The organism is Serratia sp. KG1D (assembly GCF_037150675.1).
Taxonomy (GTDB): Bacteria; Pseudomonadota; Gammaproteobacteria; order Enterobacterales; family Enterobacteriaceae; genus Serratia; species Serratia nematodiphila.
Window position 1 is genome coordinate 1,894,204 of record NZ_JBAGIH010000001.1, and the last position, 26,792, is coordinate 1,920,995.

At 59.1% G+C, this 26,792-nt stretch carries 22 protein-coding genes, 1 pseudogene and 1 other annotated feature; of the genes and pseudogenes, 9 read left to right on the plus strand and 14 right to left on the minus strand.

Annotation, left to right across the window (positions count from 1 at the left end):
* Nucleotides 1-61 precede the first annotated feature (61 nt).
* The 4 genes from WFM45_RS09205 to WFM45_RS09220 form a co-directional block, all read right to left on the minus strand.
* Nucleotides 62-994: a D-ribose ABC transporter substrate-binding protein gene (locus WFM45_RS09205; protein ID WP_166730055.1), complete on the minus strand. Its 933-nt coding sequence runs from the start codon at nt 992-994 to the stop codon at nt 62-64.
* Nucleotides 995-1,057: 63 nt separating this feature from the next.
* Complete coding sequence (locus WFM45_RS09210; RefSeq protein WP_156865950.1) at nt 1,058-1,858, minus strand: GolD/DthD family dehydrogenase; 801 nt, start codon at nt 1,856-1,858, stop codon at nt 1,058-1,060.
* A gap of 10 nt (nt 1,859-1,868) precedes the next feature.
* Entirely contained in the window at nt 1,869-2,774 is a 906-nt protein-coding gene (locus WFM45_RS09215) for a transketolase family protein (RefSeq protein ID WP_336955277.1), read from the minus strand.
* Between the two features lie 2 nt (nt 2,775-2,776).
* Nucleotides 2,777-3,580 carry a transketolase gene (locus WFM45_RS09220; protein ID WP_004930671.1) on the minus strand — a complete coding sequence of 268 codons (804 nt, stop codon included), beginning with the start codon at nt 3,578-3,580 and terminating at the stop codon, nt 2,777-2,779.
* Between the two features lie 388 nt (nt 3,581-3,968).
* Between WFM45_RS09220 and WFM45_RS09225 the strand changes: the two genes are divergently transcribed.
* Nucleotides 3,969-4,763, plus strand: a complete 795-nt coding sequence (locus tag WFM45_RS09225; RefSeq protein ID WP_004930674.1) for a DeoR/GlpR family DNA-binding transcription regulator — start codon at nt 3,969-3,971, stop codon at nt 4,761-4,763.
* Between the two features lie 22 nt (nt 4,764-4,785).
* On the opposite strand, the gene pgpB is transcribed toward WFM45_RS09225, so the two are convergent.
* Complete coding sequence (gene pgpB, locus WFM45_RS09230; protein ID WP_336955280.1) at nt 4,786-5,547, minus strand: phosphatidylglycerophosphatase B; 762 nt, start codon at nt 5,545-5,547, stop codon at nt 4,786-4,788.
* Between the two features lie 279 nt (nt 5,548-5,826).
* Here pgpB and ribA point away from each other — a divergent pair, with 279 nt between their 5' ends.
* Entirely contained in the window at nt 5,827-6,420 is a 594-nt protein-coding gene (gene ribA, locus WFM45_RS09235) for a GTP cyclohydrolase II (protein ID WP_004930678.1), read from the plus strand.
* A 56-nt stretch (nt 6,421-6,476) separates the two neighbouring features.
* On the opposite strand, the gene acnA is transcribed toward ribA, so the two are convergent.
* Nucleotides 6,477-9,149, minus strand: coding sequence for an aconitate hydratase AcnA (gene acnA / locus WFM45_RS09240; protein WP_336955282.1), 2,673 nt, complete (start codon nt 9,147-9,149; stop codon nt 6,477-6,479).
* A 301-nt stretch (nt 9,150-9,450) separates the two neighbouring features.
* Between acnA and WFM45_RS09245 the strand changes: the two genes are divergently transcribed.
* Nucleotides 9,451-10,308 carry a DUF6216 family protein gene (locus tag WFM45_RS09245; protein WP_166730057.1) on the plus strand — a complete coding sequence of 286 codons (858 nt, stop codon included), beginning with the start codon at nt 9,451-9,453 and terminating at the stop codon, nt 10,306-10,308.
* 65 nt (nt 10,309-10,373) lie between these two features.
* Here the strand turns inward: WFM45_RS09245 and cysB are convergent, their stop codons facing one another.
* Nucleotides 10,374-11,348: an HTH-type transcriptional regulator CysB gene (cysB, locus tag WFM45_RS09250; protein ID WP_004930690.1), complete on the minus strand. Its 975-nt coding sequence runs from the start codon at nt 11,346-11,348 to the stop codon at nt 10,374-10,376.
* Between the two features lie 360 nt (nt 11,349-11,708).
* Nucleotides 11,709-14,306 (minus strand): type I DNA topoisomerase, encoded by a 2,598-nt coding sequence (topA, locus tag WFM45_RS09255; protein ID WP_004930691.1) that lies wholly within the window; start codon nt 14,304-14,306, stop codon nt 11,709-11,711.
* Between the two features lie 427 nt (nt 14,307-14,733).
* Between topA and WFM45_RS09260 the strand changes: the two genes are divergently transcribed.
* Entirely contained in the window at nt 14,734-14,985 is a 252-nt protein-coding gene (locus WFM45_RS09260; protein WP_336955286.1) for a YciN family protein, read from the plus strand.
* Between the two features lie 51 nt (nt 14,986-15,036).
* Here the strand turns inward: WFM45_RS09260 and sohB are convergent, their stop codons facing one another.
* Nucleotides 15,037-16,083: a protease SohB gene (gene sohB / locus WFM45_RS09265; RefSeq protein ID WP_004930703.1), complete on the minus strand. Its 1,047-nt coding sequence runs from the start codon at nt 16,081-16,083 to the stop codon at nt 15,037-15,039.
* Nucleotides 16,084-16,442: 359 nt separating this feature from the next.
* Between sohB and WFM45_RS09270 the strand changes: the two genes are divergently transcribed.
* Together WFM45_RS09270 and cobO are read left to right on the plus strand one after the other, a co-directional pair.
* Nucleotides 16,443-17,204 carry a YciK family oxidoreductase gene (locus tag WFM45_RS09270; protein ID WP_082996732.1) on the plus strand — a complete coding sequence of 254 codons (762 nt, stop codon included), beginning with the start codon at nt 16,443-16,445 and terminating at the stop codon, nt 17,202-17,204.
* 13 nt (nt 17,205-17,217) lie between these two features.
* A complete protein-coding gene (gene cobO / locus WFM45_RS09275; protein WP_004930707.1) occupies nt 17,218-17,808 on the plus strand; it encodes a cob(I)yrinic acid a,c-diamide adenosyltransferase in 591 nt (196 codons plus the stop codon).
* 39 nt (nt 17,809-17,847) lie between these two features.
* Here cobO and rluB read toward each other — a convergent pair whose 3' ends face one another.
* The 5 genes from rluB to rnm form a co-directional block, all read right to left on the minus strand.
* On the minus strand, nt 17,848-18,744 hold the full coding sequence (rluB, locus tag WFM45_RS09280; protein ID WP_015378049.1) for a 23S rRNA pseudouridine(2605) synthase RluB: 897 nt from the start codon (nt 18,742-18,744) through the stop codon (nt 17,848-17,850).
* Nucleotides 18,745-18,906: 162 nt separating this feature from the next.
* Complete coding sequence (locus tag WFM45_RS09285; RefSeq protein ID WP_156865947.1) at nt 18,907-19,704, minus strand: alpha/beta fold hydrolase; 798 nt, start codon at nt 19,702-19,704, stop codon at nt 18,907-18,909.
* A gap of 149 nt (nt 19,705-19,853) precedes the next feature.
* Complete coding sequence (locus WFM45_RS09290; protein WP_004932057.1) at nt 19,854-20,213, minus strand: Rap1a/Tai family immunity protein; 360 nt, start codon at nt 20,211-20,213, stop codon at nt 19,854-19,856.
* 115 nt (nt 20,214-20,328) lie between these two features.
* On the minus strand, nt 20,329-20,949 hold the full coding sequence (locus WFM45_RS09295) for an L-threonylcarbamoyladenylate synthase (protein ID WP_004932058.1): 621 nt from the start codon (nt 20,947-20,949) through the stop codon (nt 20,329-20,331).
* Between the two features lie 47 nt (nt 20,950-20,996).
* Nucleotides 20,997-21,878 carry an RNase RNM gene (gene rnm, locus WFM45_RS09300; RefSeq protein WP_015378064.1) on the minus strand — a complete coding sequence of 294 codons (882 nt, stop codon included), beginning with the start codon at nt 21,876-21,878 and terminating at the stop codon, nt 20,997-20,999.
* A gap of 239 nt (nt 21,879-22,117) precedes the next feature.
* Nucleotides 22,118-22,221 (plus strand) — a sequence feature (Trp leader region).
* A 24-nt stretch (nt 22,222-22,245) separates the two neighbouring features.
* Here rnm and WFM45_RS09305 point away from each other — a divergent pair.
* From WFM45_RS09305 to trpCF, 3 genes and pseudogenes are all read left to right on the plus strand, one after another.
* The gene (locus WFM45_RS09305; RefSeq protein WP_015378065.1) at nt 22,246-23,808 is read left to right on the plus strand and encodes an anthranilate synthase component 1; all 1,563 of its coding nucleotides are present in this window, start codon (nt 22,246-22,248) and stop codon (nt 23,806-23,808) included.
* Nucleotides 23,808-25,404: pseudogene (gene trpD / locus WFM45_RS09310) on the plus strand (bifunctional anthranilate synthase glutamate amidotransferase component TrpG/anthranilate phosphoribosyltransferase TrpD). The gene WFM45_RS09305 and the pseudogene trpD overlap by 1 nt, the downstream one beginning before the upstream one ends.
* A 3-nt stretch (nt 25,405-25,407) precedes the next feature.
* A complete protein-coding gene (gene trpCF / locus WFM45_RS09315) occupies nt 25,408-26,769 on the plus strand; it encodes a bifunctional indole-3-glycerol-phosphate synthase TrpC/phosphoribosylanthranilate isomerase TrpF (protein WP_336955711.1) in 1,362 nt (453 codons plus the stop codon).
* Nucleotides 26,770-26,792: the final 23 nt, after the last annotated feature.

The following is a 26,792-nucleotide window of genomic DNA, read 5'->3' on the forward strand; positions in this document are numbered from 1 at the left end:
AACACCTCCGAACGCACCCCGCCGCCAGGACGGGGTGGTGAAAGACGCCGCTCAGCGCGGGTTACGGTTTGAAGTTGAAGTCACTGACTCGTTGTGCATTGTCTTTGCCGATCAGGATGCCGCGGAACATCACGCGCTCCTTGCCGGTATAGCTGCCGGATTGGAAATAGCCGTCCAGGATCTCAACACCCTGCGCGGCGATCGCCTGCGCCTGCAGCATCACACTGGCGTAGAGGTTGCCGTTGAGAATGGCGTCGCGTTCATCGTTGCTGCCGTCGATGCCCACCACGGTGACATCCTGCCGGCCGGCGGCCTTCAGCGCCGCCACTGCGCCCAGCGCCACCGGGCCGTTGCCGCAAATCACGCCTTTGATGTCCGGATGCGCCTGCAAGATGCTGTCCATAATGCGTTTCCCCTCCAGCAGATTGCCCTTGGCATCCTGACGCGCCACGCTGACCATCTCGGGATATTGGTCGATCACGTTGTGGAACGACTGCGAACGCGTAACGCAGTTATTGTCCGCCAGATTGCAGGTCAGCTCGGCGTATTTGCCGGTTTCCCCCATTTTTTCCACAAACTGGTTGGCGACGTCCGAGCCGGCCTGGAAATTGTTATGGGTGATCTGCGCCAGCGCCACGCCATCGACCGGGATCTCGCGGTTGATCAGCACCACCGGAATACCGGCGTTTTTCGCCTGCTGCACGGCGGCGACGCTGGCCTGGGAATCGGCGTTATCCAAAATGATGCCCTGAACCTTGCGGCCGATAACCAGGCTGATGAGCTCCCCCTGGCGCTTGACGTCTTCGCCGTGCGACAGCACCAGCGTCTGGTAGCCGAGAAACTTGGCTTTGGCCTCGGCCCCCTTGGCTTCCGCGGAGTAATAAGGATTGTCCAACGAGTTGACGAGGATGGCGATCGTGCCCTTTTCCGCCGCCATGGCAGAGGTGCAGGCAAAACCGGTGAGCAGGGTAAGGTAAGTGGCTATTTTTCTCATGATGGTGTTCTCTTATCGTTGTGTTGAACATCGTCTGGTGTTGGCGATCGCTGCGGTTGCCGCTTACCAAATGGTAAAACCGCCGTCGATCATCAGATCCGCGCCGGTGATCATGTCGCTGCCGTTGCTGGCAAAAAACAGGATCGCCGCTGCGATTTCATCGGTATAGGCAAAGCGCCCCAGCGGGATCAGCTTTTTCATCGCCTCGCCCTTCTCGCCGCGCCAGGCTTTCTCTCCCATAGGCGTCAGCACTACGGTGGGCGATAAGGTGTTGACGGTGATGCCGTGTGGCGCCCACTCTTTGGCCATCACCTTGGTCATGCCCAGCAGCCCCGCCTTGGCAGAGGTATAGGCACAGTGATCGTCAATGGCGATAGAGGCCGCCTGCGACGCGATGTTGATGATTTTCCCGCCGTGGCCGGCGGTTATCGCGCGGCGCGCCAATTCTTGCGAGCACAGGAAAGGCCCGGTGAGATTGACCGCCAAATGGCGCTGCCACTCCTTGAGCGTGACCTCCGTCGCTGGCTGCAAATTAACGTAGCCGGCGCAGTTGACCAGGATATCGAGCCGGCCAAAGCGCCGCTCAGCCGCGTTGAAGGCGGCAACTACCGAGTCGGGGTCGGTCACGTCACACTCCTGACAGAACACCTGTTCTTCGCCCAACTCTCGTAGCGCCGCCGCGGCCTTGTCCTGTTCAAAGAGCGGGTACATCAACACCAGGCGCGCGCCCTTTTCCAACAGCAGGCGATTGGCGGCCATCGCGATGCCGCCCAAACCGCCGGTGATGACCGCAACCTTCCCTGCCAGCGACATCCGGCTATCGACACCGTAGCGTAAATTAACGTCGTATTCGTTCCGCTCCATCGCATTCCCCCTATTGCGTTAACTGAGCGTGCAATCCTGCCGCATCGATGGTGTATTGCCGCCGCAGCGCCGCCCGGCTGCTGCTGTGGGTAAACTCGTAAGCCGGCATGCCCAGTGCAGTAAACGGCTGCGGCAGCTGGTGCCGCAGCAACAATTCACCGATGATGGTGCCTAAACCACCGCTGAGCGCATGTTCCTCCATGGTCAACACCCGGCGGTGCGAGCGTATCAACGCCACTACCGCCGCCTCATTGAGTGGCCAGAGCGAAGGGAGAGAAACGATGGTCGGGTTGTCGCCCAATGCCAGTACCTTCATCGCCTCATGCGCCACCGTCCCCAGACAAAACACCAGGCTATCGCCCCCCTGATGCAACACCTCCGGTTCTCCGGGACGGAAGTGATAGTCCGCGTTCAATACCGGCAACTTGTCGCTGTCCATGCGGATATAGGCTGGGCCGGGTTGTGCGATAACATAACGGACAATCTCTGCCGCTTGCCGCGCATCCGCCGGCGCATAGATGCAGAGATTGCCCAGCGTGCGGGCGATGGCGATATCGTTCATGCAGTGGTGCGTCGCCCCCAGCGGCCCATAGCCGAATCCGGCATTCAGGCCGAGCATTTTCACGTTGGTCCCCGTGTAGCAAACATCATTTTTCATCTGTTCGTTAGAGCGAGCGAACAGGAAGGGTGCCGCGTTGGCGGTAAAGACCGTGCGGCCGCTGAGCGCCATGCCGGCGGCCATGCCCACCATGTTTTGTTCGGCAATACCGACGTTCACCACCCGCTCCGGATAAGCCTGTTCAAAAGGCGCGATTTTCGACGTGGACGTGGAATCCGCCACCATCACGCTCAGATCTGCACCCGCTCGTTGCTGTTCGATCAACGCCGTCACCACGGCATCGCGTAAATCCTGCATATTTACCCCTCCAGTTCCGCCAGCGCCTGCGCCAACTGTTGCTCGTCCGGTACCGCGTGATGCCAGGCGGCAACGTTAGCCATAAACGACACACCGTGCCCCTTTTCCGTATTGGCCAAGATCACTCGCGGCTTGTCCTGGCTTGGACGTTGGATCGCCGCCACCAGCGCCGCCGGATCGTGGCCGTCGCACTCCAGAGTTTCAAAACCGAAAGCGCGCCATTTTTCCGCCAGCGGTTCCAGCGGCATGATGGCCTCCGTCTTACCAGCCAGCTGCAGCCGGTTGCGATCGACGATGGCGATCAGGTTGTCCAGTTTGAATTTACTGGCCGCCATCGCCGCCTCCCAATTGGACCCCTCCGCCAGTTCGCCGTCGCCCAGCAACACAAAAGCGCGGCGATGCGCACGCCCCGCCAGCTTGTTGCCCAGCGCCAGCCCCACGGCGATCGGCAGCCCATGCCCCAAACCGCCGGAGTTAATCTCCACCAGCTCCGGCAGCTTTTGCCGCACCGGATGCCCGGCCAACAGGGTGTCGTCGCCCATGAACTGATCGAGCACCGCTGGATCGAGCAAGCCCATTGCCGCACAACTGCAGTAAAAACCGCCGGCGCCATGCCCTTTAGACAAAATGAACCGATCCTGATCGGGCCGGGCATTGCTGCGATCCATCACCGCCATATACAAGGTGCAGATGATGTCGATTTCCGACAGATCGGCGCCGGTATGGCCCTTGCCTGCCTTATGGTTCATGGTCACCACATATCGGCGCGCCTGGCGCGCCGTGTTTTTAATCGCCTGAAAGTCCATCGTCACCTCTGCATAAACGCCTTGATTATCGTTATCGCATCGAAAGCGATCCGTTAACTCGCCATTGATTTTCGAATGGAAATCATATGCAGCAAAAACGATAATTAATGTGGGCAAGATCAAATTTCAAACAAAAGCACTTAACAGACAACGCCAAAACTCATATAAATTCATATATAACAATAAAATAAAAACCACAAAGCTGCTTTTCCTTAGTTTTTATCGTTGAAAATCGCCGACGCAAAAGACTTTCGAATAAAAATCAATAGGGATTAGCCGGGTTTATCCATAGCTTTATCAATAATCGCAAGCTAAAATTCAGCGCATCAATAAGGAGTTGCCGTGGCAAGCCGCGCGGCGGAAACTGACAGGTGAAGGAGTCTTTCGATTGAAAAGCAAAAGCGAACAGCTGGCGGAAATGCAGCAACGGCGCGAAAAGATCCTCGACATGATCCGCGAAGACGGCTCAGCGACGGTCAAAATGCTTACCGATACCTTCAAGCTAACCGAGGCGACCATTCGTACCGACCTGCGGATCCTGCAGCAACAAGGCTATGTGCAGCGTTTCCACGGTGGCGCCACCCTGGTTGATGGCAAGCAAAATACCCACGCCATGCTGCTGGAACGCCAGGTTAACCTGACCGCCAAAGATCGCATCGGCAAGCTCGCCGCCGGTTTTATCGAACCGGGCGACACCATCATTCTTGATTCGGGCACCACCACCACGGCTATCGCCAATCACCTGAATCACATAAAGAAATTGTCCGTTATCACCACCGGCGTCAATATTGCGCTGCAGCTGGGTGGCGAGCCGGGCGTGAATATTTTGCTGACCGGGGGCTCATTCAAATTTCCCACGCTCTCCACTTCCGGGGACAAGGCCGCCAGCTTCTTCGAAAACGTGCTGGCGCAGAAACTGTTCCTCGCGACGGCCTGCATCTCGCCCCGTCACGGCCTCAGTTTCCCAAGCGAAACCGACATCAAACTGAAAATGGCGATGATCAATGCGGCCAACACGGTGTATGTGGTGGCCGACTCCAGCAAGATCGATAAGGTTTCAATGTTTGCGCTGCCTTGTGACTGGCAACATATCGACTATTTGATTACCGATAACGGAATTGGCGATGCCGCCAGGCAGGCATTTGAACAGGTAGGCGTTAAGGTATTGGTGGCAGACGCCTGACTGGCGCCTGCGTGAAGAATGCTTATTCCGGCTTGCGCGCCGCGATTTCCTGCTGCTCTTGTGGCGGCGGCGTCAGCGGGCCGAACCAGCGCTGCGCCAGCCAGCAGGTGACCACCACCAGCAGCCAACTGATCAGCGTAGCCATCGCCAGATCGCGCGACCAGTGCATGCCCAGCAGCAGACGGCTGCCCATCACCCCCGTTGCCCACACCATCAGCAGCGCAACGGTTTTATAATGACGGCGCGGCCACAGCAGCCCTACGCCCAACAGCGCCCAGGTGGCGGCGAACATCGTATGCCCCGACGGGAAAGCGAAGCCGGTTTCAAACTGCCAGTGCTTGCGCAGCCAGTTCGGCACCAGCGTCTGGTCTTGCAGTTGCTCGCGCACCAGCGCGCTGCGCTCTTTGCGATGCAGCGAATAGAAATATTTTCCGTCCACGCCGTGGGTTTGCTCGAGCCATACCACAAACGGCCGCGGTTCTTGCACCCGATCCTTGATCAACGACTTAACCCCCTGCCCAATCACCAACGCGGCGGAAAGCAGGAGCGCCAGACCGATGGCCGCCTTCAGCCGAAAGCGCAGGCACCACAAAAACCAACCGCAAAGGACAGCGCTGGTCAGAATGCCCCACGGCGAGGTTACGGTTTCGGTCACCCAGAACAGCGCTTTGAGCAGCCGATCATTGCCCCCGGGCTGCCAATGCCAGCCGGATGCCCATACGGCCAGCGGCATCAACAGCAGCAGCAGCGCGCCGCCCGCCGTACGTTTTGCTATCTCATACATTCCCGTTTTCCTCTGCGTGAATCAGGCTGCAGTGTAACAAGAGTGCAATATTGATAACACGCGAAAAATTAAACAGATACAAAGCCTATCGCAATAATAGGTGGCCAGAAAACGCCATCTGCTGGTTTGCTGAGCACCGCCCGGCAAGAAGTTGTGGCAAAATAGCCGATAATTAACGAAATAGAGATCGGCGTAGCACGTTTTAGTCTTGGTCAATTTACTGAACCGGACTTAGGATGCGCGACAATGATTGAATCGTAGGTTTTTGTGGAGAGTGACATGCAGCTGAAACGGGTGGCAGAGGCTAAACTGCCGACACCTTGGGGCGATTTCCTGATGGTAGGATTCGAAGAACTGGCGACCGGACATGACCATCTGGCACTGGTATTCGGTGATATTTCCGGCGAAGCGCCGGTGCTCGCACGCGTGCATTCCGAATGCCTGACCGGCGACGCGTTGTTCAGCCTGCGCTGCGACTGTGGTTTTCAATTGGAAGCCGCACTGGAGCAGATTGCGGAAGAAGGCCGCGGCATCCTGCTGTACCATCGCCAGGAGGGCCGCAATATCGGCCTGTTGAACAAGATCCGCGCCTACGCCCTGCAGGATAAGGGTGCAGACACCGTGGAAGCCAATCACCAGCTCGGCTTCGCCGCCGACGAGCGCGACTTCACCCTGTGTGCCGACATGTTCAAACTGCTGGGCGTCGACGCGGTGCGTTTGCTGACCAACAACCCGAAAAAGGTCGAGATCCTGACCGAAGCCGGTATCAACATCAGCGAACGCGTGCCGTTGATCGTCGGCCGCAACCCGAAGAACGAACGCTATCTGGCCACCAAGGCCGCCAAAATGGGCCATTTGCTCGACCAGAAGTGATCGCCACCGCCGCGGAAACAATCAGGGCGCCTTACGGCGCCCTTTTTATTGATTAATTACAGCATTTTCCTGATCACATAGTGCAGGATGCCGTCGTTTTCGTAGTAAGTCAGCTCATTGCCGGTATCGATGCGGCACCGGGTGTCGACCACTTCCTTGCGCCCGTCGGCATAGGTGATGTGCACCGGCACCGTCTGGCCCGGCTGCAGCTGTTGCAGGCCGCCAACGCTGATCTGCTCATCCCCGGTCAGCCCCAGCGTTTTACGCGTCACCCCTTGCGGGAACTCCAGCGGCAAAATCCCCATGCCGATCAGGTTAGAGCGGTGAATACGCTCGAAGGATTCGGCAATCACCACCCGCACGCCCAGCAGGCGCGGCCCCTTCGCCGCCCAGTCGCGGCTGGAGCCGGAACCGTACTCTTTACCGGCGATCACCGCCAGCGGCACCTTCTCCTGCTGATACTGCATGGCGGCGTCGTAGATAGACAGCTGCTGTTGCGAAGGAATATGGCGGGTATAGCCGCCTTCCGCGCCCGGCACCATTTCGTTGCGGATGCGAATGTTGGCGAAGGTGCCGCGCATCATCACTTCGTGGTTGCCACGGCGTGAACCGTAGGAGTTGAAATCCTGCGGCGCTACGCCATGCTCGCTCAGGTAACGCCCCGCCGGGCTGTCGCGCTTGATGTTACCCGCCGGCGAGATGTGGTCGGTGGTCACCGAGTCGGCCAGAATCGCCAGAATGCGCGCATCTTTGATGTCCTGCACCGGATCCGGCTTCACCTTCATGGTGCTGAAGAATGGCGGATGGCGGATATAGGTAGAATCCTCCTGCCACTGATAGGTCGCCGAACCGGTCACCTGGATCGCCTGCCAGTTGGCATCGCCGTCGAACACCTCGCCGTACTCCTTGTGGAACATCTCGGTGCGCACTTCTTCCACCGCCTGAGCGATGTCCCGGCTGCTCGGCCAGATGTCCTTCAGGTAGACCGGCTGGCCATCGTTACCCTCGCCCAGCGGCTCTTTGGTCAGATCGATCTTCATGCTGCCCGCCAGCGCATAAGCCACCACCAGCGGCGGCGAGGCCAGCCAGTTGGTTTTCACCAGCGGGTGGATGCGCCCTTCGAAGTTACGGTTGCCCGACAGCACTGCGCCCACGGTCAGATCGCCCTCTTTGATCGCTTGCTCGATCGGATCCGGCAGCGGGCCGGAGTTACCGATGCAGGTGGTACAGCCATACCCCACCAGGTTGAACCCCAACTCTTCCAGATAAGCGGTGAGTTTGGCGCTGTCGAAGTAGTCGGTCACCACTTTGGAGCCCGGCGCCAGCGAGGTTTTTACCCAGGGTTTGCTGCGCAGCCCTTTCTTGACGGCGTTTTTCGCCAACAGGCCGGCCGCCATCATCACGCTCGGGTTGGAGGTGTTGGTGCAGGAGGTGATCGCCGCGATCACCACTGCGCCGTCGCGCAGTTCGTGCTGCTGCCCGTCCAGCGTAAAGGTTTTGCTGTCTGTCTTGGCCTTGTGGCCGCCGATATCCAGCTCGGTAGCAGCCTTGAACGCCTGCGGCACATTCGGCAGCGCCACGCGATCCTGCGGGCGTTTCGGCCCGGCGAGGCTCGCCTCCACCGTCGACATATCCAGCGCCAGCGAGCTGGTGAATACCGGCTCATCTCCCGGATTGCGCCACATGCCCTGCGCCTTGGCGTAGGCTTCCACCAACGCGATTTGTTCGGCGCTGCGGCCGCTGAGCTTCATATAGCCGAGCGTAACGTCATCCACCGGGAAGAAGCCGCAGGTGGCGCCGAACTCCGGCGACATGTTGGCGATGGTCGCCCGATCGGCCAGCGGCAGATCGGCCAGGCCGTCGCCGTAAAACTCGACGAACTTGCCGACAACGCCGTGTTTGCGCAGCATTTGGGTGACGGTCAGCACCAGATCGGTGGCGGTAATGCCCTCGCGGAGCTTGCCGGTCAGCTTGAAGCCGACCACGTCCGGGATCAGCATCGACACCGGCTGGCCCAGCATCGCGGCTTCCGCTTCGATGCCGCCCACGCCCCAGCCCAGGATGCCCAGGCCGTTAATCATGGTGGTGTGGGAATCGGTGCCCACCAGCGTATCCGGATAGGCCACGCGGCGGCCGCTTTCGTCGCTGTGCCACACCGTTTGGCCAAGGTATTCGAGGTTAACCTGGTGACAAATGCCGGTGCCCGGCGGCACCACGCGGAAGCGGTTGAAGGCCTTCTGCCCCCAGCGCAGAAAGGTGTAGCGCTCGTGGTTGCGCTGCATTTCGATGCGCACGTTGTCTTCAAAGGCATTATCGTCGCCAAATTCATCGACGGTGACCGAGTGGTCAATCACCAGATCCACCGGCGACAGCGGGTTCACCTGGTCGACATTGCCGCCCAGCCGCCGTACCGCTTCGCGCATCGCCGCCAGATCCACCACCGCCGGCACGCCGGTAAAATCCTGCATCAGCACGCGCGCCGGACGGTAGGCGATCTCACGGTCAGCATGGCCGGTTTGCAACCAGGCGACGATGGCCTTGAGGTCGTCAACCTGCACGGTATCGCCATCCACATGGCGCAGCAGGTTCTCCAACAGCACTTTCATTGATTTCGGCAACCGGTCGATATCACCCAGCTGCTTCGCCGCCAGCGGCAGACTGTAGTAGTAATATTCGCTATTCAGCGCAACCAGCTTATCCAGACTTGTTTCACGAAGATCGGACGACATAGCTCCTCCATTTCTTATTGTGATTAAAACAGGGTAATCAGTGAGGTCTTGTTTAAAGATACCACAAAGATAAGTTAACGTTTTGATAACAACACGATTTGATCACAACGATAGGCGGGAACAATCACAGAAGTTAATGTGAAGAGTGTCAGCGAGTTACCTTAACCGCCGCTCCGTGCCTGAAACGCCAACGCCGCATGAAACGGTTTCATCGAGCATGCGCGATAATTTCAATCGGCATTTCCCGATACATCAGCGATATTGAACATTCTGACAATAAAGCACGCGCATGGAGCACATTTTGAATATCACCATCGATCCAACTTTCCAAAATCTAATGGTAGCGGCAACATCACTCATACCGTTGATTTTATTTATCATTATTATCTATCGCACGCGTTCGGGGTATATTCTGCTCAAATTTTTGTGGGATAAAGTACTGCGCGGTAAGGGCAGCCAATATGAGAGCATCAAAACATTCGACAGTGAACAGTATGAGGTGCATCGCTTTATTTACCATTACGGCATCAAGGTAAGAAACCTCACGGAAATTGAGGCAACGCTGCATTGGATGAAGAACAAAGACGTCGCAATGTATGAGTTGCGGCGCATAAAGGACAGATTTACCCCTAAAGATCAGAAAATTAGGCTGGCAAGCGCCATGGAGTTTGCCTACCTTGCCGTATCTATCGTGCTTTTGTACTTCATTACCATTGCCGCAACGAAACTGACAATCACCAATGAAGCCTGGTATGAGTTCAAACAGACCACGCACAGTTTTCTGTTGGGCAAAGATTATGCGAAAAACTCAGATCTGTTTATTCCGTTCACATCAGACAAAAAATGGGAACTGACACGAGAGCAATGCGGCGTCCGCGATGCTTTTCACCGCGCCGCCGAGGTGGGTCTATTGGAAAGTGAGGTACAATCAATCTGTTATCGACTCACCACCGGTGATGACAGTGAACGGCGCGCCGATGTCAAAGTACAAAAGAGAATAGGATGGACTCTTTTGGCATCAAGCCTTTATCTGCTTTACCTGGCTGTTATAACGATCGTCGCCGCCAAACGGGCCAAAGCGTTGGATAAGCGCATCAACCAACACGTTAACGCTTTACCTCAGTCTCAACCCCCGACGAATAACCAAGATGTGTCGTAAGCGGCAGCAAACAAAACAGGAGGGACACCCCCTCCTGTTTTGACGGACGCTCTGCCAACCTGAACCTATTTAATCGGCAGCTTGATGTCCTTGAACATCGCCTCGATCTCTTCGTTGGAGCGCAGCGCCACCGCGCTGTCGACCACGTCGCGCGTCAGGTGCGGCGCGAAGCGCTGAATGAAATCGTACATGTAGCTGCGCAGGAAGGTGCTGCGGCGGAAGCCGATTTTGGTGGTGCTGTAGGTGAAGATGTCGCGCGCATCCACCGTCACCAGATCCGGATCCTGCACCGGATCCACCGCCATGCTGGCGATCACCCCCACCCCCAATCCCAGACGCACATAGGTTTTGATGACGTCAGCGTCAGTGGCGGTGAAGACGATGCGCGGCGTCAGGCCGGCGCGGTTGAAGGCGGTGTCCAGCTCCGAGCGGCCGGTAAAGCCGAAGGTGTAAGTGACGATGGGGTAAGCCGCCAGCTCTTCAATGCTGATGCTGCTTTTGCCCGCCAAAGGATGATCGGGCTTCACCACCACCGCACGGTTCCAGTGGTAGCACGGCAACATGATGAGATCGTCGTACAGGTGCAGCGCCTCGGTGGCGATGGCAAAATCGGCGGTGCCCTTGGAGACCGCTTCGGCGATCTGCGTCGGCGAGCCCTGATGCATGTGCAGCGAGACGCGCGGGTAACGCTCGATAAAGCCCTTGATCACGTTGGGCAAGGCGTAGCGAGCCTGCGTATGCGTGGTGGCGACGTACAGCGAGCCTTTGTCCGGGTAGGTGTGTTCACCGGCAACGGCTTTGATGGCGTCGACTTTGGACAACACTTCACGCGCGATGCGAATGATTTCCTGGCCGGCGGGGGTGACCTGGGTCAGGTGCTTGCCGCTGCGGGCGAAAATCTGGATGCCCAGCTCATCTTCGAGCATGCGCACCTGTTTGCTGATGCCGGGTTGAGAAGTATAGAGCCCTTCTGCCGTCGAGGAGACATTCAGGTTGTGGTTAACCACTTCCACAATGTAACGAAGCTGCTGCAATTTCATATCTTATACCATCCTAGGTTAAACACTGCGGCTTACCCGCAGCCAGGTATATCGGTGTCGCCCCGGTATGCTGAAACTCACAAGCCATAAACCCCGTGTTCTACCCTGATGGTGAAGAAAACGCCGTTGTTAATAAGCTTTAATAATAAAAAAAATTTTTATATAACCACTATACCACGATGCAGCTTCAAGTATAGATCCGCGTCACACTATGATAACGATTATTTTGCATGGGTATCAACGTGAAACGGCGATGTCGGAGGGATAAAAACAGCAAAGGATAGATCCGTTTGCCCCTTTTCACCAATAAAAAACCAGCCGCCGGGGCTGGTTTTTCATCTTGCAGGCAGGGCATCGCCCCTACTTCTTGCCTTCGACCCACTTGCCGTCCACGTAGAACGCAGACCAACCGGTCGCCTTGCCGTCTTTTTCAGAGGAGACGTACTGCTGCTTGGTTTTACGGCTGAAACGCACCAGCGTTTTGTTGCCTTCGGCATCCGCCACCGGCGCATCGGCCAGATAGCGCAGTTTCTCCGGCAGACGATCCTTGAAGCGAGCCAGCTCTTCCACCAGCGGCGCGCGGGTCTCGCGCGATTTAGGGAAGGTGTTGGCCGCCAGGAACACGCCGGCAGCGCCGTCACGCAGCACGAAATAGGCGTCGGACTTCTCGCACGGCAGCTCCGGCAACGGCACCGGATCTTCCTTCGGCGGCGCCACATCGCCGTTACGCAGGATCTTGCGGGTGTTTTTGCAGTTCTCGTTGGTGCAGCCCATGTACTTGCCGAAACGCCCCATTTTCAGGTGCATTTCCGAGCCGCACTTGTCGCACTCCACCACCGGGCCGTCATAGCCTTTCAGACGGAACTCGCCCTCTTCGATCTCATAGCCGTCACACGCCGGGTTGTTACCGCAGACGTGCAGCTTGCGCTGGTTATCGATCAGATAGCTGTCCATCGCCGTACCGCATTTCTGGCAGCGGCGGCGGGCGCGCAACGCGTTGGTTTCCGCGTCGTCGCCTTCGAGGATGTTGAGCACTTCCGCTTCCGGCACCAGGTTGATGGTGGTTTTGCAACGTTCCTTCGGCGGCAGCGCGTAGCCGGAACAGCCGAGGAACACGCCGGTGCTGGCGGTACGGATGCCCATCTTGCGGCCGCAGGTCGGGCAATCGATGCTGGTCATCACCATCTGGTTAGGCCGCATGCCGCCTTCTTCCGGATCCTTCTCCGCCGTTTCCAGCTGCTCGCTGAAATCGACAAAGAACTCGTCCAGCACCGCTTTCCACTCGGCCTGGTTGTTGGCGACCTCATCGAGGCCGTCTTCCATGCGTGCGGTGAAGTCATAGTTCATCAGCTCGCGGAAATTTTCTTCCAGACGATCGGTGACGATCTCGCCCATTTTCTCGGCATAGAAGCGGCGGCTTTCCACCCGCACGTAACCGCGATCCTGAATGGTCGAGATGATGGAGGCGTAGGTGGACGGGCGGCCGATGCCGCGTTTTTCCAGCTCTTTCACCAGCGAGGCTTCGCTGTAGCGCGCCGGCGGCTTGGTGAAGTGCTGGCTCGGGATCAGTTTCTGCAGATCCAGCTCGCTGCCGATTTCGACGTATGGCAGGGTGCGATCTTCATCGCCCTTGCGCAGCGCCGGCATCACCTTGGTCCAACCGTCAAAGCGCAGCGTACGGCCCTTGGCGCGCAGCTGATAATCGCCGGCTTTCACCGTCAGCGTGGTGGAATCGTATTGCGCCGGCGTCATCTGGCAGGCGACGAACTGGCGCCAGATCAGCTGATACAGCTTCTGCGCGTCCGCTTCCATGTCTTTGAGCTGCTCGGCGAGCACGTTCACGTCCGAAGGACGGATCGCTTCGTGCGCTTCCTGCGAATTCTCTTTGCTGCTGTACTGATTCGGCGCCTTCGGCAGGTATTTATCGCCGAAGTTGTCGCCGATGTAGCCACGCACCATGTTGAGCGCATCCTGGCTCAGGTTGGTGGAATCGGTACGCATATAGGTGATGTGGCCGGCTTCATACAGCCGTTGCGCCATCATCATGGTTTTCTTCACGCCGAAGCTCAGGCGTGTACTGGCGGCCTGTTGCAGCGTGGAGGTAATGAAAGGCGCGCCCGGCTTGCTGCTGGTCGGTTTGTCTTCGCGATCCAGCACCGTGTAGCGGGCTTTTTCCAGCAACTTGACCGCGGCGTGCGTCTGCTCGCGGTTGACCGGCTTGAACGGTTTATCGTGCGCATGGGTCACTTCCATCTGCAGCGCGGTTTCACCCTTCGCCAGCAGATCGGCATGCAGTTCCCAGTACTCTTCCGGCACGAACGCCTTGATGTCGCGTTCGCGCTCAACCACCAGACGCACCGCCACCGACTGCACACGGCCGGCGGACAGGCCGCGGGCGATTTTCTTCCACAGCAGCGGCGAGACCATATAGCCCACCACGCGGTCCATAAACCGGCGCGCCTGCTGCGCGTTGACGCGATCAATGTTCAGCTCGCCCGGCTGTTTGAACGCCTGTTGGATCGCGTTTTTGGTGATTTCGTTAAACACCACGCGGCTAAAGCGTTTGTCATCGCCACCGATCACTTCCCGCAGGTGCCAGGCGATGGCTTCCCCTTCGCGGTCAAGGTCGGTTGCGAGATAAATGTGGTCGGCGTTTTCCGCCAACGATTTTAACTCGGCGACCACTTTTTCTTTACCCGGCAGGATTTCATAATGCGCTTTCCAGCCGTGGTAAGGGTCGACGCCCATGCGATTTACCAGCGCCGCCTTCTCATCTTTTTTAACTTTTTTCTTGGCTTTGTCTTCGGTTGAGTCAGCGCTCTTTTTGCTGGCTGAGCCACTGGTCGGCAAATCACGGATGTGACCGACGCTGGACTTCACCACGTAGTCACTTCCTAAATATTTATTAATAGTTTTGGCTTTTGCCGGGGACTCAACTATTACGAGAGCTTTACCCATATTTACCTTTACCTAATTTATTTCTTCTAAAAAGAAGTCTTTTATCTCGCCGTGCCGCGGCAATTCGTGTCTCTTTTTTTATATTGCGGCAGTCTGGCAAGAGATCAACAGATTTTTTTCTTTTGGTTGCCCAACTGCTCAACCTGAACGCAAGTTGTTGATCCTGCCTGCTATTCACCCATGCCCCAGAAGTATGGCTGTGTGAGTTTTATTCATGGCGTAAACAAAACCTTCCACCCGACGCCGCAAAATCCCACACTGTACCTGATAAAAAGCGTCACGCAACCTAATTAGCATGGAAAGTCCGATTTCGCCAACCGGCGGCCGCCCATGGCCATCCAGACGGCAAATAAACCTTAGTCGGTTTGCGGATAAAAGCGAACCGGCGTTAGAATATGCGCAGAGTTTTTAGTTTGGAGTCTAATAAATGCGCACGAATACTGCACCTATCGGCCGCGAGGCCCTGCTGGCGGAAGCAAATAACATCATCCGCCAACACGAAGATTATCTGCACGGCATGATCGCCACCGACATTGAACAAAAAAGCGGCGTTTTAGTTTTTCGCGGAGAATACTTTTTGGATGCCGATGGATTGCCCACCGCCAAAACCACCGCGGTATTTAATATGTTTAAACATTTGGCTCACCTGCTTTCGGAAAAATACCACCTGGTCGATTAAGACAAGAAAACGGGGGCGCCTGGCCCCCGTTGATTCCCGCTCTCGTTGCCGTTACAACAACGGCTTTTCCCCACGCTGCCACCAGCGCAGCAGCAAACGATCGACGCTTTCCGCCGCGCTGCCGGTGAAGCGATCCATCAGGCGTTTGCGGCGCGTATAGCGCACGGCGATCACTTCATGGTTATCCAGCTCGGCGATCAGCAAATCATCGCTGGTGCCGATGGCGTCGATCAGGCCCTTCTCTTTCGCCTGTGAACCGAACCAGTGCTCACCGGTGGCGACGCTGTCGATGTCGAGCGACGGGCGCTGCTCATGCACAAAGCGCTTGAACAGCTCGTGCGTTTCGTTCAGATCTTCTCGGAACTTCTCGCGCCCTTGTTCGGTGTTTTCGCCAAACAGCGTCAGCGTGCGTTTAAATTGCCCAGCGGTGTGCAACTCCACGTCGATATCGTTCTTTTTCAACAGGCGGTGGAAGTTCGGGATCTGCGCCACCACGCCGATGGAACCGATGATAGCGAACGGCGCCGCCACGATGCGATCCGCAACGCAAGCCATCATGTAGCCGCCGCTGGCCGCCACTTTATCCACCGCGACCGTCAGACGAATGCCGCCTTTGCGCAGGCGCTCCAACTGCGAAGCCGCCAGGCCGTAGCCGTGCACCACCCCGCCAGGGCTTTCCAGGCGCAACAGAACTTCATCCTGCGCCGACGCCACCGCCAGCACCGCCGAGATCTCTTCGCGCAGCGAGGTAACCTCGTGCGCGTCCATGCTGCCCTTGAAGTCCAGCACATACAGGCACGGCTTGGCCACTTCCACCGCGCCGGACTTGGCGCGCTGTTTCTTCAATTTGTCATCAGATTTAGTCTGCTTTTTGAACTGTTTCAGCCAAACCTTCTGCTCGGCGGCATCCATGCGCGCCAGGCGCATATCGCGCTGCATCTCGCGATACTGTTCGCCGAGATCGGTCAGCTGCAGCTCCCCTTTCTGGCGGCTCTTGCGTTGCCCCAAACTGACCGCCAGGATGGCCAACGCGGCGATGGCGAGCACCACCGTGGCGACCTTGGCCAGAAACAGGCCATAAACAGATATAAACTCCACAGATTCCGCCTTTATTTACAGGTTGTTAGTATGCTTATTTCCATTTTAGCCAACCGCAGCGGCTGCTGTCGCGGCTAAATGAAAATTCATTGCGCACAGAGCATCACTATGGGGACGATTTACGGCCGAACCAAGCCGCCACCGCCGCGCTTTTGTTACAAAAGAATGCCATTTCAGCCTGCTACGCATTGAAAATGCCCGCGGATTAAGGCATATAACACCCATTATTCATCAATATGATGAGACGGATTCGCTGCGCGGCCCGCAGACGGTCGAGCCTTCGCTCCCGCCCCGGCCGCGCGTTTCACCCTTGCTCCCCGATATCTGCGGGAGAACAGCCACCCAGGCGAGGATTTATCGTGCATTACCAACCCAAACAAGATCTGCTCGAACAACGTATCATTTTGGTCACCGGCGCCGGCGACGGCATCGGCCGTGAAGCGGCGCTGACCTACGCGCGCTTCGGCGCCCAGTTGGTGCTGCTGGGGCGCACCGAGAGCAAACTGCTGGCGGTACAACAAGAGATCGCAGCCCAGGGCGGTGCCCCGGCCCTGGTGGTGACGCTGGACTTGCTGCACGCCACTCAGGAGCAATGCCGGCAGATAGCCGACGATCTGGCGCGCCAGATCCCCCGCCTTGACGGCGTGCTGCACAACGCCGGCCTGCTCGGCGACATCGCGCCGATGGCCGACCTGTCGATGACCATGTGGCAAGAAGTGATGCAGGTTAACGTCAACGCCACCTTTATGCTGACTCAGGCGCTGCTGCCGCTGCTGCTGAAATCCCACGCCGGTTCACTGGTGTTCACCAGCTCCAGCGTCGGGCGTACCGGCCGCGCAAACTGGGGTGCCTATGCGGTGTCGAAGTTCGCCACCGAGGGCATGATGCAGGTATTGGCCGACGAGTACAAAAACCGCAATCTGCGGGTGAACTGCATCAATCCGGGCGGCACTCGCACCAAAATGCGCGCATCTGCCTTCCCGCACGAAGACAAGAACAAGCTGAAAACCCCGACCGATATCATGCCGCTGTATCTGTATTTGATGGGCGAAGACAGCCGCCGCAAAACCGGCATGAGCTTCGACGCGCAGCCGAACCGCAAACCCGGCGCAGCCGAATAAGCAGGAGCGTTTCATGGCGGAAGATCGTCATCAACAGCGCCAGCAGCGCCTGAAAGAACAGGTCGATGCGCGCATCGCCGCGGCGCAGGACACCCGCGGCCTGCTGCTGGTGTTTACCGGCAACGGCAAAGGCAAAACCACCGCCGCCTTCGGCACCGTCACCCGCGCGGTCGGCCACGGCATGCGCGCCGGGGTGATCCAGTTCATCAAGGGCGAATGGCCCAATGGCGAAAAGAATCTGCTGCAGCAACACGGCGTTGAATTTCAGGTGATGGCCACCGGTTTCACCTGGGAAACGCAGAACAAGGCCGGCGACACCGCCGCCTGCCAGGCGGTGTGGCAGCACGGCAAACGCATGCTGGCCGACAGCAGCCTGGATCTGGTGCTGCTGGACGAAGTGACCTACATGCTGACCTACGGCTATCTGGAACTGGAAGAGCTGAAGGAAGCGCTCCTGCAACGCCCTGCGCATCAAACGGTGATCCTGACCGGGCGCGGCTGCCATCGCGATCTGCTGGAACTGGCGGATACGGTCACGGAGATGCGGCCGGTGAAACACGCGTTCGACGCGGGCGTGAAGGCGCAACAAGGGATCGATTGGTAACAAAACGTTCTGGCCCCGAACGGGGCCAGAACGGCGGGATTAGCTGCGTTTGCTTGGCTTGCCTGGTTTGCTGCCTGGCGCACTGCGGCGGCCGCTGCCGGCCACCTGCGAGTGGCGCTTGACCGCGCGGCGGATCTGGTTGGCCTTCACGCGGCGGCGCTCACGCTCCACCGGCATTTTGCTGACCGTTTCCGGTTTCAACTCCACCAGCTCGCGCAGGTAGTTGATCGCCGGCAGATCCAGTTCGGCCCAGCCGCCGCGCGGCAGGCCTTTCGGCAGATCGATGTCGCCGTAACGCACGCGGATCAGGCGGCTCACCTGCACGCCCACCGCTTCCCACAGGCGACGCACTTCACGGTTGCGGCCTTCGGTCAGGGTCACGTTGTACCACTGATTGAGGCCTTCACCGCCCTGGAAGCTGATGGTGCGGAAGGCGGCCGGGCCGTCTTCCAATTGCACGCCTTTGCTCAGCTGCTTCACTTTCGCATCGTCGACCTGGCCGAACACGCGCACCGCGTATTCGCGCTCCACTTCACGGCTCGGGTGCATCAGACGGTTGGCCAGTTCACCATCGGTAGTGAACAGCAGCAGACCGGAGGTGTTGACGTCCAGGCGCCCTACCGCCACCCAGCGCGAACCGCGCAGCTTCGGCAGGCGATCGAACACCGTCGGGCGGCCTTCAGGATCGCTGCGGGTACACAGCTCGCCTTCCGGTTTGTAGTAAGCCAGCACCCGGCAAACCACCTCTTCGGACTCTTTGATCGACAGGACATGACCGTCCAGACGAATTTTCATCGCCGGGGTCACTTCAACGCGATCGCCCAGCTTGGCGACCTTGCCGTCGACGCTGACGCGCCCGGCTTCAATCATGGTTTCGATTTCACGACGCGAGCCATGCCCGGCGCGCGCTAAAACTTTCTGTAACTTTTCGCTCATTGAGCAACCTCTAATGTCGCCTTCACAGGCGTCGGGGGGATAACCGCCGCGGCCAATCGCCACCACGGTAATAATACGTTTATCAGGATCGAACCGCGTATTATACAGGCTTTCTAAGGTGTTGAAACCCACTTTATCGGCGGTGGCCCCCACAGGCGGCGTTCACGGCGCCAAAAAATCCTCCACTGCCCACAGCACCGCGTCAGGCCGTTCCAGAATACCGAGGTGAGTGCGGGCCTCCCCTAGACGCACCACGGAGAAAAACGGCTGCTCGGCGGCAAATGCCTGCTGTTGCCGCAGGTAGTCGTCGCGGCGATCCAACGAGTAGATGTGCCGGCACGGCGGCGGCGCGCTCATGCCCGCCAGGCGTTGCAGCGGCGAGCCGAATTGCCGGTAGGCATGTTCGATGGCCACCCCGGCGGCACGCCAAAGCCGGTAATCCTCCTGCGCCATCTCGACCTCCAGATGGCGTTTGACCCGATCGTGGCGGATACCGCCCTGCCAAAAGTCGAACAAGGCGTCGCGTGCCGCCAGCCACTGCTGCGGTTGCTGCATGCGGCTCACCGCCGTAAAGAACGCCGGCTCCGGCCGCGTCATGATCCAGTCGAGAAACACCATGCCCCGTACCCGTTGCGGCAACGCTTCGGCCAACGCTACCGCCAGCCAGCTGGCGTGCGCCACCGACAGAGTGACCGCGTTATCCAAACGCAGCGCCGTCAGAAGTTGGCGCACATCCTCCAGCAAGTCGTCCGCCGTCAGCGACATCTCCGTGGCTTTTGACGACAGGCCATGGCCGCGCCAGTCGATGCTGATCACCCGATAGCGTTCGGCCGCCAGAGCGATGAACGGCTCAAACACGGTTTTCGGTTCGCACCAGCCGGGCAGCAACACCAACGTGAGCGGCCCTGAGCCGACATCCTGATAGTCGAGTATCATGTTGGCACTGTGAAATGCGGTCATATTACCTCCTGCGCGTCTCTCCCCGACCCGTTCGGGGAATACCGACGGGGATAAGGTGACAGCGCAGCAGGTATTGATCTATTGAAGTTCGTGCGGAAAGCCCCCTGGGCGCACCTTATGAAAAAATGCGCACTAATTGGAATGGGAACTTAATGACGCACGCAGGGATAGGCGGCACTTAACGCCAGCATGATCACCGACGGTGCGGAATAATGCAGTTGCTCAGGATGCTCGTTCAAATACTGCATCACCGCGTCGGCGGCTACGCCGATGCTCATCCCGGCTTCCGGGCAGATATTGCGATTGCCCTGCATGGAATAAGTATCGAATACGCCGGCGACGTATCCCATGAACATGCCGCCATTCAGCGCTTCGGCCACGGTGGCTTCACCGCTTTTATTTTTTACGTAACCGCTGGATTCCGCCAGCAGACCACTGCCCGAATAAAACCCCGCATTTGCCATTGAGGAAAATAATAAGGCCGCTAAAAAAGAAACCTGTTTAATCATTGCTGCGCATCCTGCCCATTATCAATTCTGAAGTCTTCAAGAATAGCGGCTTTCACGCGAAATAGCGTCGCTTCAGCCGATTTTCAGACAATGGGCAAGGTGGCAACAATTGACATCAACGGAAAGGCGCCGCGTCGCCCGCCCCCTCACGCACCACTTCCGGCGAGGATTCGGTCAGATCGATCACCGTGGTCGGCTGTTGGCCGAGGAAGCCGCCGTGGATCACCAGATCGACCACCTTGCCCAAATGATCGTTGATCTCTTCCGGATCGGACTCGGCAAAATCATTGCCCGGCAGCATCAGGGTGGTGGACATCATCGGTTCGTTCAGCGCCTCCAGCAGCGCCAATGCGATCGGGTTCGACGGCACACGCAGGCCGATGGTTTTGCGCTTTTCATTCATCAGGCGGCGCGGCACTTCTTTGGTCGCTTTCAGAATGAAGGTGTAGTTGCCCGGCGTATTGTTTTTAATCAGGCGGAACGCCGTATTATCGACGTGCGCATAAGTCGACAACTCGGACAGATCGCGGCACATCAGGGTGAAATTGTGGTTGCCGTCCAACTGACGGATGCGGCAAATGCGTTCCATCGCCGCCTTTTCTTCCAGCATACAGCCCAGCGCGTAGCCGGAATCGGTGGGATAAACGATCACCCCGCCCTTGCGCAGCACCTCAACCGCCTGGTTAATCAAACGCGGCTGTGGGTTGTCCGGGTGAATATAAAAAAGCTGACTCATGACTTGCTCCTAAAATGATGCCCGCGCGCGTTGCCACGCGCGAAAAATCAGACCGCCTCGCCAGGCTGCGGCCAATCGCGCCACACCGGCTCGACCCCGCCCGGCAGCCACAGTTTGCGGCCCAGTTCGATCCACGAACAAGGCTGATGAAAATCAGATCCTTGCGAGGCCAACAGGCGGTAGTCCTGGGCGTATTTCGCCAACTGCGAGCGCTCATGCGGCGCCTGCTGACACTGCGCCACTTCCATGGCGTCGCCGCCGTGTTCGGCGAAATGCGCCAGCAAACGTTTCAACCACTTCGCGGTCAGATCGTAACGGCCGGGATGCGCTATCACCGCCTGGCCGCCCGATTGATGAATCGCATCAATGGCTTGTTCTATTGTACACCACTGCGGCGGCACGTAGCCGGTTTTGCCTTTGGCCAGATATTTCTTGAACACCTGCGCCATGTTGTCCGCCACGCCAATCTCCACCAGGTAACGGGCGAAATGGCCGCGGGTCACCGCACCGGCCCCCGCCAACCGCTGGGCGCCGGCATAGGCGTCGGGAATGCGCGCTTTACCCAGACGCGCGCCGATCTCCTGTGCCCGCCGGTTGCGACGTTCGGTTTGTTCCGCCAATAGCGCCACCAGCGCCGGGTGCGCGACGTCCATGCCCAACCCAACGATATGAATTTCATGGTTTTCCCACAGCGTCGAGATTTCCACCCCGTTGACCAGCCGCAGCGGCAACGCCTGCTCCGCAATAGCGGCGGCGGCCTCAGCCAAGCCTGCGGTGGTGTCGTGATCGGTGATCGCCAGCACACCCACGCGCATCTCTACCGCCCGCAGCACCAGCTGCGTTGGCGTCAGGTAGCCATCAGAGGCGGTCGTGTGGCTGTGGAGATCGTACAGAGTAAAAGCGGTGGATGGGGGGTTACTGTCTGTCAAAACGGCTATCCGGCAATGGCTTGGCTTTCTATCATACCCGCGATCGGCGGCCGGACGGAAATCTATTCTGCGCCAGGCAGACGATGAATAGAATTCACGCTGGCCGCTAAAACATTGTGCAAAAAGAGGGTTGACTTTGCCTTCGCGAACCAGTTAACTAGTACACAAGTTCACGGCAACGGCCGTGTCGGATGAGAGTTAAAAAAGAGAGTCTGCAAATGAACACATACATTTCTCTTCACGGTTGGTGGCGTACCTCCCTCTTGCGGGCGGTGTAATCGCGCATAGCTGTCATCTGACAATGCAGATTTCCTGAGCCCGCACCTGATGCGGGCTTTTTTATGGACAGAATTCACTGGAACCACCGATGATGAACACCAAACCACAACTGACATTGCTGAAGGCGCAAGCCAGCTACCGGGGCGATCCCACCACCCTTTTCCACCAGCTGTGCGGCGCCCGTCCGGCCACCCTGCTGCTGGAGTCGGCGGAAATCAACAGCAAACAGAATCTGCAGAGCCTGCTGGTGATCGACAGCGCGCTGCGCATTACCGCACTGGGCCACACCGTCAGCGTGCAGGCGCTCACCGCCAACGGCGCGGCGCTGCTGCCGCTGCTGGACGAAGCGCTGCCGCCCGAGGTGCGCAATCAGGCACGCCCTAACGGCCGCGAGCTGACCTTCCCGGCGATCGACGAGGTGCAGGACGAAGACGCGCGCCTGCGCTCCCTGTCGGTGTTCGACGCACTGCGCACACTGCTGACGCTGGTGGACTCCCCGGCGGACGAGCGCGAAGCCGTGATGCTGGGCGGCCTGTTCGCCTATGATTTGGTCGCCGGTTTTGAAAACCTGCCGGCGCTGCGCCAGGATCAACGCTGCCCGGACTTCTGCTTCTATCTGGCGGAAACCCTGCTGGTGCTGGATCATCAACGCGGCTCGGCCCGTCTGCAGGCCAGCGTCTTCAGTGAGCAGGCGAGTGAAGCGCAGCGTTTGCAGCACCGCCTGGAACAGCTGCAGGCTGAGTTGCAACAACCCCCGCAGCCAATCCCGCACCAAACGCTGGAAAACATGCAGCTGAGCTGTAACCAGAGCGACGAAGAGTACGGCGCGGTGGTCAGCGAGCTGCAGGAAGCGATCCGCCAGGGCGAGATTTTCCAGGTGGTGCCGTCGCGCCGCTTCACCCTGCCGTGCCCGGCGCCGCTGGCGGCCTACCAAACGTTGAAAGACAACAACCCCAGCCCGTACATGTTCTTCATGCAGGATGATGACTTCACCCTGTTCGGCGCTTCGCCGGAGAGCGCGCTGAAATATGACGCGGGCAATCGCCAAATCGAAATCTACCCGATCGCCGGCACTCGCCCACGCGGCCGCCGCGCCGATGGGTCGCTGGATTTGGATCTCGACAGCCGCATCGAGCTGGAAATGCGCACCGACCACAAAGAGCTGGCCGAGCACTTGATGCTGGTCGATCTGGCGCGCAACGATCTGGCGCGCATCTGCCAGGCCGGCAGCCGCTACGTGGCCGACCTGACCAAAGTGGATCGCTATTCATTCGTCATGCACCTGGTTTCCCGCGTGGTGGGCACCCTGCGCGCCGATCTCGACGTGCTGCACGCCTACCAGGCCTGCATGAACATGGGCACCCTCAGCGGCGCGCCGAAAGTGCGGGCGATGCAGCTGATCGCCGCCTCCGAAGGCACGCGCCGCGGCAGCTACGGCGGCGCAGTGGGCTACTTCACCGCCACCGGCGATCTGGATACCTGCATCGTCATTCGCTCCGCCTACGTTGAAGATGGCATCGCCACCGTGCAAGCCGGTGCCGGCGTGGTGCTGGATTCCGTCCCGCAGGCGGAAGCCGACGAAACCCGTAATAAAGCCCGTGCCGTGCTGCGCGCCATCGCCACTGCGCACCATGCCAAGGAGGTGTTCTGATGGCCGATATCCTGCTGCTCGACAACGTCGACTCCTTTACCTACAACCTGGTCGATCAGCTGCGCGCCAGCGGCCACCAGGTGGTGATTTACCGTAATCAGATCGCCGCCGAGGTGATCATCGAGCGTCTGCAACAGATGGAACAGCCGGTGCTGATGCTGTCGCCCGGCCCTGGCGCCCCTTCCGAAGCGGGCTGTATGCCGGAACTGCTGCAACGCCTGCGCGGCCAACTGCCGATCATCGGCATCTGCCTCGGCCACCAGGCGATCGTCGAAGCCTATGGCGGCCAGGTCGGCCAGGCGGGCGAGATCCTGCACGGCAAAGCCTCGGCGATCGCTCACGATGGCGAAGGCATGTTCGCCGGCATGGCCAATCCGCTGCCGGTGGCGCGCTACCATTCGCTGGTCGGCAGCAATATCCCGGCCGATCTCACCGTCAACGCCCGTTTCGGCGAAATGGTGATGGCGGTGCGCGACGACCGCCGCCGCGTGTGCGGCTTCCAGTTCCACCCGGAATCGATTCTGACCACCCACGGCGCGCGCCTGCTTGAGCAGACCCTGGCCTGGGCGCTGGCGAAGTAATATAAGGAACACGACGATGCAACCTATTCTTGAGAAACTGTACCGCGCCGAGTCGATGAGCCAGCAGGAAAGCCAACAGCTGTTCAGCGCCATCGTGCGCGGCGAGCTGGAGCCGAGCCAACTGGCGGCGGCGTTGATCAGCATGAAAGTCCGCGGCGAGCGCCCGGAAGAGATCGCCGGCGCCGCCAAAGCGCTGCTTGACGACGCTCAGCCGTTCCCGCGCCCTGACTATCTGTTCGCCGATATCGTCGGCACCGGCGGCGACGGCACCAACAGCATCAATATTTCCACCGCCAGCGCCTTCGTGGCGGCGGCGTGCGGCGCGAAGATCGCCAAACACGGCAACCGCAGCGTCTCCAGCCGTTCCGGCTCTTCGGATCTGCTGGCGGCGTTCGGCATCCGCCTGGATCTGCCGGCGGAAGAAGCGCGCAAGGCGCTGGACGATCTCGGCGTGTGCTTCCTGTTCGCGCCGCAGTACCACACCGGTTTTCGTCACGCCATGCCGGTGCGCCAGCAGCTGAAAACCCGCACGCTGTTCAACGTGCTGGGCCCGCTGATCAACCCGGCGCTCCCGCCGCTGGCGCTGATCGGCGTTTACAGCCCGGAACTGGTGCTGCCGATCGCCGAAACCCTGCGCGTGCTGGGTTATCAGCGTGCGGCGGTGGTTCACGGCGGCGGCATGGACGAGGTGGCGATCCACGCCCCGACGCACGTGGCGGAATTGAACAACGGCGAAATCAGCAGCTACCAGCTCACGCCGCAGTCCTTCGGATTGGAAACCTATCCGCTGGAAGCCTTGCTGGGCGGCACGCCGGAAGAAAACCGTGACATTTTGGCGCGGCTGTTACAAGGTAAAGGCGAGCCGGCGCACGCCGCGGCGGTCGCGGCCAACGTCGCGTTGCTTCTGAAGTTATTCGGACATGAAGACCTGCGCCAAAATGCGCGGCAGGCACTGGATATGATCAACAGCGGGCAGGCTTATGAGCGTGTCATCGCACTGGCGGCAAGAGGATAAATGATGCAGGAAACCGTGCTACACAAGATTGTCCGCGACAAAGCGCAATGGATCGCGGCGCGACAACAGCAACAGCCCCTGGCCGGCTTTCAGAACGACATCGTGCCGAGTGAACGCAGTTTCTATCACGCGCTGCAGGGCACCCGGACGGCTTTCATTCTCGAATGCAAGAAGGCTTCGCCTTCCAAAGGGCTGATTCGCGAGAACTTTGATCCGGTAGAGATCGCCACGGTGTATAAAGATTTCGCCTCGGCGATCTCGGTGCTGACCGACGAGAAATACTTCCAGGGCAGCTTCGATTTCCTGCCGCTGGTCAGTAAAACCGTCAGCCAACCGGTGTTGTGCAAAGACTTTATCATCGATCCGTATCAGATTTACCTGGCGCGCTACTATCAGGCCGATGCCGTCCTGCTGATGCTGTCGGTGTTGACCGACGACCAGTATCGCCAGTTGGCGGCGGTAGCCCACAGCCTGAATATGGGCGTGCTGACCGAAGTGATCAGTGAAGAAGAACTGCAGCGCGCGATCGCGCTGGAAGCGCGCGTGGTCGGCATCAACAACCGCGATCTGCGCGATCTGAGCATCGATCTGAACCGCACCCGCCAGCTGGCGCCGCGCGTGCCGCATGGCGTGACGGTGATCAGCGAGTCAGGCATCAACAGCTATGGGCAGATCCGCGAACTGAGCCATTACGCCAACGGCTTCCTGATCGGCAGCGCGCTGATGTCGGAACCCGATCTGCGCGCCGCCGTGCGCCGCGTGATCCTGGGCGACAACAAAGTGTGCGGCCTGACCCGTCCGCAGGACGCCGCCGCCGCCTATCAGGCCGGCGCCATCTACGGCGGGCTGATTTTCGTTGGCCGTTCGCCGCGCTATGTGGACATCACCCGCGCCCGCGAAGTGATCTCCGGCGCGCCGCTGAAGTATGTCGGCGTGTTCTGCGACGCCCAGCTCGATACCGTGGCGTTGACCGTTGAGCGCCTCGGGCTGCATGCGGTGCAACTGCACGGCGCGGAAGACCAGGCCTATATCAGCGCCCTGCGCGCCCGTTTGCCGGCCGATTGCCGCATCTGGAAAGCGCTGAGCGTGAAAGATCGGGTGCCGGCGCGCGATCTGCAGCATGTCGATCGCTACCTGCTCGACAACGGCGCCGGCGGCACCGGCCAACGCTTCGACTGGTCGGTATTGCAAGGCGAAGATCTGACTAACGTGATGCTGGCGGGCGGCCTGCGCGCCGACAACTGCGTCGAAGCGGCCAAGCTCGGCTGCGCCGGGCTGGACTTCAACACCGGCGTGGAAAGCGAACCGGGCATCAAAGATCCCGCGCGCCTGGCCTCGGTCTTCCAGACCCTGCGCGCCTACTGAATACGGCTCTATATTAATAACGG